This is a genomic window from Shewanella surugensis (assembly GCF_023284005.1).
In the GTDB taxonomy this organism is placed as follows: domain Bacteria; phylum Pseudomonadota; class Gammaproteobacteria; order Enterobacterales; family Shewanellaceae; genus Shewanella; species Shewanella surugensis.
On sequence record NZ_JAKIKS010000258.1, the window covers coordinates 1 to 2,642 of the forward strand.

The following is a 2,642-nucleotide window of genomic DNA, read 5'->3' on the forward strand; positions in this document are numbered from 1 at the left end:
CATTTTTAGTCATTGCGATGTTCCTTTTGTTAATTGTTGATCGGCCAAGATCAATTAACAGGTTACATCGCAATGCTTTATCCTCATACACCAGAAACGACTATAGCTCTTTGCTGGGGGCGATAGACGAATACTGATAAAAACCTCCGTTGGTTGGGTTGATCATTTAGGTGCTGGTTCTAATCCTAGCCATAGCCTTAGTGGATATAAAATCTATTGCCTTACAAACATAGAAGGTAGTTTGTTTGCAGGTACAAACAACGGGATTTATCGTTTAGTTGGAAATTATTGGGATAAAGATAATCATTTCGGAAATAGTGCTTTCCATGATCTGGACGTTTACTGTATTGAATTTGTAAATGGTGCTTGGAATGCGGGCACTAGTGACGGCATATTTTATCTAAGTGGCAATGATTGGCAAAAATCCACGAACTTTGGGAATCATGATGTATATTGCTTTACTGCTGGAATGGCTGGTACTTCAGATGGTTTATATTACCAAGGTGGTGGAAGGTGGAATAAGTCTGAAAATTTCCCTTCAAATGATGATGTGCGGTGTATTGATGGTGTAGGAGCGATTTTTAATGCTGGAACTTCCTAATACGGTATTGTTCTTAAGAAGGGCCGTAATTAGTACTATTCGTTATACATAAAACAGCTTTTTAGCATACAATCTGCCAAAAGGTACTCAAGTCTTTAAAAGAATTAAAAAGAACACTAGGGGGCGTTGACAATTACGCTAAGCAAATCATAGATGCAGCTAAGTGAAGCGTCCCTAAATAATGCTTAGCCTTTCTCTCATAGCGCGTAGCCACTCTACGGAACTGTTTCAATTTTTGAAATAATCGTTCTACAAGGTTTCGCTCTTTATATAACTCGGTATCATGAATTCGAGGTTCTTTTCTTCCTCTACGAGAGGGGAGAGGGGATAACGGCTACAGCCCCTTTATTTTCAATGGCTTTAACAAAATTATCTGAGTCATAACCCCTATCAGCTAAAACATACTGAGGGTTAAAACCTTCAATTAATGCATTTGCTTGACCGTATTCTGAAGCTTGTCCAGCAGTCAATATAAGCCTGATGGGATTACCTAATGCATCTACTGTCGCATGAATTTTTGTCGTTAAACCACCACGATACTTTCCTACTGCGTCGATATCCTGTTCATTTTTTTTGGTACACCATGTTGATGAACTCGGACTATTCACTGTCTTTATCTTTTGTTAATTCTTTAAATAGATTTGCCCAAATGCCTTTCTTACACCAGCACAAGATTCAAGACATCCATCATTAATTTCTTGTATCGACATCCACTGCTCAACATCAACTAAGCACTATTCAACCAGCGGCGACAATTAGCCGCTCCTTGCCTCCGTTTACGTGCTAAATGCTCACAGTAAGCATTTAATTCTTGTAACCTGCCGACAGGACCTTTAAAAAGTCGAGAAAACTCAGTCGTCAGCTGCAACCAATTCTCTTGAGGAATATTGAGTCGATTTAAAATCGGCATCGCAGACTCACTGATAGCACCGCGCTTATCATCTCGAATAATCCGCCCTGTTTCATCCACTAACTGTAAATAATTTTTTAGATGAAACAACAAACCTTTCGCCTTCTCTCGAGTTTCATTACCTACAAAATCAAGTAATTCTGTTGGCTGCTCACCTTTAAGCGCTGCTTTTATTCGCCTTTTGATACTCGTAAAGTCTGAATGTTCAGGAGTTTTAGCTATTTTGGCGCGGATGGGGTTTAAGTCCACATAAGCCATACAAGCAAGAATAGCAGCCTCATCAAGTAGCGCCTGAGATTTGAAGCGTCCCTCCCAAAATCGACCACTGCATTTATCTTCTTTATTCGCTTTTCTCGCTATCGGCTCGTTTAATGCCCGCATAAACCAACTAATATCACTTAAGCGGCTACGGAATTCTGCAACTGTCTTTAATAATACAATAGTTTCATGAGTTTCAAGCACTAATCCTTGAACAAATTTCTGTGTGATATCATAGCCTTTAAATAATTGGTGCCAGCGATTAATAACTTCAAGTTCTGTCCAAGCATTGGCCTCATAAATATCGACTTTTAATACTAAATGCAAATGATTCGACATCACGGCATAAGCACAGATATCTATCGCAAATACCTGCCCAAGTTCAAGAATTCTCTCCTCAACCCATCCCCGTCGATGCTCATAAGACTGACCAGTGTAATCATCAACACCGCACAAATAAGCCCGCCTAACACAGCGAGACACACAATGATAAAAGGAAGTATCTTCCAAACTCACTATCGCTTTCCTTGCTGTCGGCATAAATCCATCCATTGATAACTTATTCACTCATCAAAGCCTAGTTTATGGTCATTAATCAGTCAAATAACTTTGGGTGTCTTGATTATTGTTGGTTGCTTACTTAATAAATAAGTATTTATTCGGACCTAGGATATAGACTATGTCCGCTTATATTTACAAAAACACATGCACATATTTAAATTATTTATCGAAAAACTAGAAAAAATAAACTGAGGTGCTACTTTTAAGTGCTTAACTAAAAGTTATCGTATATTTTGACGGATAATTATCCATGATGTTTTTTACACTCTCTTTGAGTGCATCAAAAGTGATAAAATCATGGCAAGATAACCA

4 protein-coding genes are annotated in these 2,642 nt (G+C 38.4%); 1 reads left to right on the forward strand and 3 read right to left on the reverse strand.

Going from position 1 to position 2,642, the window contains the following annotated elements; genetic code table 11:
• The first annotated feature begins 241 nt into the window (after window positions 1–241).
• Window positions 242–601, forward strand: a complete 360-nt coding sequence (locus tag L2764_RS26645) for a hypothetical protein (protein ID WP_248943359.1) — start codon at window positions 242–244, stop codon at window positions 599–601.
• Window positions 602–734: 133 nt separating this feature from the next.
• Here L2764_RS26645 and L2764_RS28445 read toward each other — a convergent pair whose 3' ends face one another.
• From L2764_RS28445 to L2764_RS26655, 3 genes are all read right to left on the reverse strand, one after another.
• Window positions 735–890 carry a hypothetical protein gene (locus L2764_RS28445; protein WP_376708508.1) on the reverse strand — a complete coding sequence of 52 codons (156 nt, stop codon included), beginning with the start codon at window positions 888–890 and terminating at the stop codon, window positions 735–737.
• A gap of 19 nt (window positions 891–909) precedes the next feature.
• Entirely contained in the window at window positions 910–1,209 is a 300-nt protein-coding gene (locus L2764_RS26650) for a transposase (RefSeq protein ID WP_248943360.1), read from the reverse strand.
• Between the two features lie 119 nt (window positions 1,210–1,328).
• Window positions 1,329–2,309, reverse strand: a complete 981-nt coding sequence (locus L2764_RS26655) for a transposase (protein ID WP_248943361.1) — start codon at window positions 2,307–2,309, stop codon at window positions 1,329–1,331.
• Between the last annotated feature and the right edge of the window lie 333 nt (window positions 2,310–2,642).